6 protein-coding genes are annotated in these 5,895 nt (G+C 72.4%); 3 read left to right on the top strand and 3 right to left on the bottom strand.

Translation table 11 applies throughout. The features are described 5' to 3' along the window. The first annotated feature begins 486 nt into the window (after nucleotides 1-486). Complete coding sequence (locus tag L1885_RS22050) at nucleotides 487-1,839, top strand: class II 3-deoxy-7-phosphoheptulonate synthase (RefSeq protein WP_235798907.1); 1,353 nt, start codon at nucleotides 487-489, stop codon at nucleotides 1,837-1,839. A 197-nt stretch (nucleotides 1,840-2,036) separates the two neighbouring features. After that, nucleotides 2,037-2,372 carry a (2Fe-2S)-binding protein gene (locus L1885_RS22045; RefSeq protein WP_235798906.1) on the top strand — a complete coding sequence of 112 codons (336 nt, stop codon included), beginning with the start codon at nucleotides 2,037-2,039 and terminating at the stop codon, nucleotides 2,370-2,372. A gap of 99 nt (nucleotides 2,373-2,471) precedes the next feature. Here the strand turns inward: L1885_RS22045 and bfr are convergent, their stop codons facing one another. Then, nucleotides 2,472-2,969: a bacterioferritin gene (bfr, locus tag L1885_RS22040; protein ID WP_235798905.1), complete on the bottom strand. Its 498-nt coding sequence runs from the start codon at nucleotides 2,967-2,969 to the stop codon at nucleotides 2,472-2,474. Nucleotides 2,970-3,164: 195 nt separating this feature from the next. Between bfr and L1885_RS22035 the strand changes: the two genes are divergently transcribed. Beyond that, nucleotides 3,165-3,797, top strand: a complete 633-nt coding sequence (locus L1885_RS22035; protein WP_235798904.1) for a sulfite oxidase-like oxidoreductase — start codon at nucleotides 3,165-3,167, stop codon at nucleotides 3,795-3,797. A 114-nt stretch (nucleotides 3,798-3,911) separates the two neighbouring features. Here L1885_RS22035 and L1885_RS22030 read toward each other — a convergent pair whose 3' ends face one another. Beyond that, nucleotides 3,912-4,766: a deoxyribonuclease IV gene (locus L1885_RS22030; RefSeq protein ID WP_235798903.1), complete on the bottom strand. Its 855-nt coding sequence runs from the start codon at nucleotides 4,764-4,766 to the stop codon at nucleotides 3,912-3,914. A 202-nt stretch (nucleotides 4,767-4,968) separates the two neighbouring features. Then, nucleotides 4,969-5,895 (bottom strand): Stk1 family PASTA domain-containing Ser/Thr kinase (locus L1885_RS22025; RefSeq protein WP_235798902.1); only part of this gene is annotated, 927 nt, incomplete at its 5' end.

Raw genomic sequence — 5,895 nt, 5'->3', positions numbered from 1 at the left:
GCGAGGGCGGGGCGGCCCGGGCACCCCGGTTCCCCCGCCGAGGGGGAGCCGCCGTCAGTGGGGCGGGGGGAGCCGGCGGCAGGCGCCGGCGACTGCGTCGCACCGCGTGCCGGCGCGGAGGAGGCCCCGGGGGCGCCGGGAGCCGGGGCGGGAGGGGGGACTGCGGTCATGGGTGGGTGTCCTTCCGGAGAGGGAGGAGCGGCCCGCCTCAGGACTGCCGCGGCGTCTCGCGCCGGCAGGTCCCTCGACACACGGAAGGCCGCCCTCGGGCGGCCTTCTCGATCCGTGCGATATGCGTCACGCGCGCGAGATCAGTGGGGTCGCCGGTCGATCCGGCCACCACCAGGACTGATGCGTGTGACGAAGCATGGCGACACCCTAGCGCACCGCCGGCCGCCCGACCCGGAACGACCGCAGTGTGCCGGCGCCGTTCCACACTGTGAGCCGCTTGCCTCCTCCCGGTGCGTCACCGCGTAACCTGGGTCTGTGACAGTGAACGCTGAGAATCCCGCGACGCATGTGCCCACCTGGAAAGGTCTCCCCGCTGCGCAGCAGCCGGCGTATCCCGACCAGGACGCGCTGCGCGCGGCCGTGGCGGAGCTGGAGGCCTGCCCGCCGCTCGTCTTCGCCGGCGAGTGCGACCTGCTGCGGTCGCGCCTGGCCGCGGTCGCGAAGGGTGAGGCCTTCCTGCTCCAGGGCGGCGACTGCGCGGAGGCGTTCGACGCCGTGTCCGCGGAGCAGATCCGCGCGAAGCTCAAGACGCTGCTCCAGATGAGCGCCGTCCTCACCTACGCCGCGTCGGTCCCCGTGGTCAAGGTCGGCCGGATCGCCGGCCAGTACTCGAAGCCCCGCTCCAAGGACACCGAGACGCGCGACGGCGTGACGCTGCCGACGTACCGCGGCGACTCCGTCAACGGCTTCGCCTTCGACGCGGCCTCCCGCGTGCCCGACCCGGCGCGCCTGACGCGGATGTACCACGCGTCGGCCTCCACGCTGAACCTGGTGCGCGCCTTCACCACCGGCGGCTACGCGGACCTGCGCCAGGTGCACGCCTGGAACCAGGACTTCGTCAAGTCCTCGCCCGCCGGCCAGCGTTACGAACAGCTCGCCCGCGAGATCGACAACGCGCTCAACTTCATGAAGGCGTGCGGAGCCGACCCGGCCGAGTTCAAGTCGGTCGAGTTCTACTCCTCGCACGAGGCGCTCCTGCTCGACTACGAGGCGGCCCTCACCCGCACCGACTCGCGCACGGGCACCCTGTACAACACGTCGGCCCACATGGTGTGGATCGGCGAGCGCACCCGCCAGCTCGACGGCGCGCACATCGAGTTCGCCTCGCGGATCCGCAACCCGCTCGGCGTCAAGCTCGGCCCGAACACCACGGTGGACGAGGCCCTCGCCTACATCGACAAGCTGGACCCGGAGCGGGAGCCCGGCCGCCTCACGTTCGTGGTGCGCATGGGCGCGGACAAGGTCCGCGACAAGCTGCCCGAACTGGTCGAGAAGGTCACGGCCTCCGGCGCGACCGTCGCCTGGGTGACGGACCCGATGCACGGCAACACCTTCGAGGCCGCCTCCGGCCACAAGACGCGCCGCTTCGACGACGTCCTGGACGAGGTCAAGGGCTTCTTCGAGGTACACAAGGGGCTCGGCACCCACCCCGGCGGCATCCACGTCGAGCTCACCGGCGACGACGTCACCGAGTGCGTGGGCGGCGGGGACGAGATCTTCGTCGACGACCTGCACCAGCGCTACGAGACGGCGTGCGACCCCCGCCTCAACCGCAGCCAGTCGCTCGATCTCGCCTTCCTGGTGGCGGAGATGTACCGCGACCAGTAGGCCCGCCCGGACGGGTCCCGCGGACCCGGCAGGTCACCGAGGAACGGACGATGGGGCACGGATCACCGGTTGTGATCCGTGCCCCATCACCTGTATGGGGGGTTCTGCGCGGGATGCGGTCGTGGGTAAGGTTAGGTTAGCCTCACCGAGACATCGGGACGGCGTCCCAGGCCCGACCCCTCCGGGAGGTGAACCGCGTGTACGTATGCTCCTGCTTCGGCATCACGGAGTCGCAGGTCAAGCAGCACGCGGCGGACGGCGCCTGCACGCCCCGCCAGATCGCCTCCCGGTGCAAGGCGGGCACGGACTGCGGCGGCTGCGTCAAGCGCATACAGGCGATCCTCGGCCGCGGGACGTGCCCGAGCCGCCGGCTTCTCGAAGGCCGCGCGCAGGAGCCCGCCGAAGCGGCCGCCGGACCCGGCGCCCCGGGGACCCCGGCGCCGGACGCGCCCGCCCAGGCACCTGTCGTGCCGCTCGCCCCGGCGGAACCCCTCGCGCCGGAGCCCTTCACCCGGGTGCCGTTCGCCGCCTAGCCTTCCGGGATCCTCCACGCCGGTCTCGTACGCCGCGCGGCCTTCCCGGGCCCGCACCGGTTCCGTACGCCGTCCGGCCCTCCCGCACCCCGCCGGACGTCAGCCGGCGCTGTCGCCGCCGTCCTCCGGCTGCTGGATCTGCTGGGCGATGTACAGCGGTTCGCCGAGCTTCTCGATCAGGCCCAGCTGCGTGTCCAGATAGTCGATGTGGTGCTCCTCGTCCTCCAGGATCGCCTCGAACAGGCGCTTGGACGTGTGGTCGTTCTTCGACCGCATCACGTCGATGCCCCGCTTGAGCCGGTCGATGGCCTCCACCTCGACCTGCCGGTCCGCCTCGAACATCTCGGTGGCGGTCTGGCCGACCCTGACGTGGAAGAGACGCTGGTAATTGGGCAGCCCGTCCAGCAGCAGGATCCGGTCCGTCAGCATCTCCGCGTGGCGCATCTCGTCGAAGGATTCCGCGCGGGTGTTCTTCGCGAGCTTCGTCCAGCCGAAGTTCTCCTGCATCTTCGCGTGCAGGAAGTACTGATTGATCGCGGTGAGCTCGGCCGTCAGCTGCTCGTTCAAGAACTCAAGGACCTCGGGGTCGCCCTGCATGGCAGCGGCTCCTTCCAACGACGTGACCACGGACGCGTCGCGCGTGACGCGTGTCAGACATGTGCCCGGTGAGACTGCGCGCAGTCTCGCACCGCCGCACAGGGGCGTCCAGTAAGGGCGTCCTTGGTGTGACGTGGGGGTATGTGCGACCTGTCTGGTCCTGACCACCCCTCCCGGTCTGTCACCATGTAAAGCATGGGTCAGGAGCAGAGCGGAGGGCACCGGATATCGCAGGAGGCCCCGCTGCCGCCGGGCCAGCGCCTCCAGCGCGGCTGGCCCGTCACGCATTACGGGCCCGTTCCCAAGTTCAAGCCGGACCGCTGGGAATTCCGGGTGTTCGGAGCCACCTCGGACGCGGACAAGCACTGCTGGAACCACGAGGAATTCACGACCCTCCCGTTCTCCACGGTCGTCGCCGACGTCCACTGCGTCACGAAATTCAGCATGCTCGGGGCCGAATGGGGTGGCGTGCACGCGAAAACCGTCCTCGACCTCGCGCCGCCGGCCCCCTCGGTGACCCACGTGATGGTCTGGGCCGAATACGGCTACAGCGCGAATCTGCGCCTCGCGGACTTCGCCGGGGACCGCACCATCTTCGCCACGCACCGGGACGGCGAACTGCTCACCGCCGAGCACGGCTTTCCGCTGCGGCTGATCGTGCCCCACCTCTACGCCTGGAAAGGACCCAAATGGGTCAGGGGCGTCGAGTACATGACGGCGGACCGCCGAGGCTTCTGGGAGGAGCGCGGCTACCACAACCTGGCCGACCCCTGGGCCGAGCAGCGCTACAGCTACCAGGAGGAACCCGGCGAGGGCCCGGAGCTCTAGGACCAACCCGTCGTCCGGATCCCGCCGGACCAGCACGACCGGGACCCCGGCATCCCCGGCCGGGCCGGGAGCGTCGGCGCCGGTGCGCCGGCGGTCGGGCGTGCGTGCCCGTGCTCAGGCGTCGCGGAGCTTCTGCAGCCGTGAGACGTCGTCCGTGTGGCCCTGCTTGCCGCCCGGCGTCTCCGTCACCAGGGGGACGCCCGCCGTCGCCGGATGGCGCAGCAGCGCCCCGAACGGCTCCTCGCCGATGTGCCCGGAGCCGATGTTCTCGTGCCGGTCCTTGTGGGCGCCGGCCACGTCCTTCGAGTCGTTCGCGTGGACCAGGCGGAGCCGGCCCTCGCCCACCGTCTCCACCAGCAGGTCCAGGGTCTGCGTCATGCCGTGCTCGCCCGTGAGGTCGTGGCCCGCGGCGAAGACGTGGCAGGTGTCCAGGCACACGCCGAGCTTCGGGTGCGCGTCGAGCGCCGCGAAGTAGGGCGCCAGGTCCCACACGCGCGAACACAGCGAGGAGCCCTGGCCCGCGGTCGGCTCCAGCAGGACGGGCGGGTCGTCGTCGTGCGTCAGCTCGTCGAGCAGGGGCAGCAGCAGCTCGCGCACCTGCGCGAGCGCCGTCGCCCGGTCCTGGCCGCCCGTCGCCGAACCGGTGTGCACCACCACCCCACGGGCCCCGATGGCCCGGCCGCGGCGCAGGCTGTGGCGCATCGACTCCACGGAGCGCGCGGCCGTCTCGGGCGTGCCCGAGCCGAAGTTGATCAGGTAGGGGGCGTGCACGTAGGCGGGCATGCCGGCCTCCGCGCACCCGGCGCGGAACAGCTCGTCCTGCGCCGGGTCGCCGGGGGGCGTCGCCCAGCCGCGCGGGTTGGCGACGAACACCTGGACGGTCTCGGCGCCGAGGTCGCGTGCGTAGCCGAGCCCGGTGGTGGCGAGGCCGCCCGCGACGGGGACATGGGCGCCGACGGGGTTGCGCATGGGAAGGGGTGCCGTCCTTGCTGTCGTGGTTCGTGGTTCGTGGTTCGTGGTTCGTGGTTCGTGGTTCGGGGGCGCGGGGCGCCGGGCCGGGGCCGGCCGCCGACGGACGGGGAGCGGCGGGCGCGCCCGCGCCGCCCGCCAGGGCCTCACACCGGGCGGGAATCCGCGGCGCGCGCGGTGCGGCCCCGCAGGCCGAGGACCGTCACAGCCCGTCGGTCCTCAGCGTGATCGTGCTGCCCTCGGGGGCCGTGTCGCCGCCGTCCACGGACTGCTCGGTGATCGTGTCGTCGAGGAAGGGGAAGCTGTGCTTCACCTTCACCTCGAACCCGGCGCCCTCGAGCGTACGGCGCGCGTCCTCGGCGGAGCTGCCCGTGACGTCGGGAACCTCGACCATCCTGGGGCCCTTGGACACGGTCAGCTTGACGGTGTCCCCCTCGGCCAGCTGGGCGCCGTCGCCCGGGGACTGCCGGGCCACGTCGCCCGCGTCCTCGGGGGACTCGACGCGCTGCTGGGCGACCTCGGCCTTCAGCCCGGCGTCGGCGAGGTCCGACGTCGCGTCGTCCACGTCCTCGCCGGTGACGTCGGGCACGTCGACCGGGCTGCCCCTGCTCACCTTCAGCGCGACGGCCTTGTCGGGGCGGATCCGCTCGCCCGCGGCGGGCGAGGACGAGACGACCGAGCCGCGGTCGGTCCCGTCGTCGAACACGGAGGTGACGAGCCCGGCCGACAGCCCCGCCTTCGCGAGAGCGGCCTTGGCCCCGGCGAGGGACATCCCGTTCAGGCGGGGGACCTGGACGATCTTCGGGCCGCGCGAGACGGTGAGCGTCACCGGGCCGTCGCCGCGGAGCTTGGTCTCGGGGGCCGGGTCGCTGCGCATGACCGTGCCCCGGTCGAACGCGTCGCTGTAGCCGTGGTCGACGCGGGCGTCCAGCCCCGCGTCCGACAGGCGCTTCTTCGCCGCCTGCTCGCTCTGCCCGAGCACCCGCGGCACCCGGGTGAACTGCCCGGAGTTGATGTACCAGACGCCGGCGCCGATCAGGACCGCGAGGAGCGCCGCCACGATCGCGAGGCCGGTGCGCCGCCGCCCGGGCCCCCGGCCGCCGCGCGGTCCCGGGCGGCCCGCGGCGGG

The organism is Streptomyces fuscigenes, from assembly GCF_021556455.1.
GTDB classification, from domain to species: domain Bacteria; phylum Actinomycetota; class Actinomycetes; order Streptomycetales; family Streptomycetaceae; genus Streptomyces; species Streptomyces fuscigenes.
Note: the sequence above shows the minus strand (reverse complement) of the source record. Positions and strands in the feature narration are given on the sequence as shown.

Excerpts from the sequence above, each read along its gene's own strand:
- bfr (WP_235798905.1), bottom strand. The coding sequence starts at position 2,969 with ATGCAGGGCGACCCCGAGGTCCTTGAGTTCTTGAACGAGCAGCTGACG.
- L1885_RS22035 (WP_235798904.1), top strand. The coding sequence starts at position 3,165 with ATGGGTCAGGAGCAGAGCGGAGGGCACCGGATATCGCAGGAGGCCCCG.
- L1885_RS22030 (WP_235798903.1), bottom strand. The coding sequence starts at position 4,766 with ATGCGCAACCCCGTCGGCGCCCATGTCCCCGTCGCGGGCGGCCTCGCC.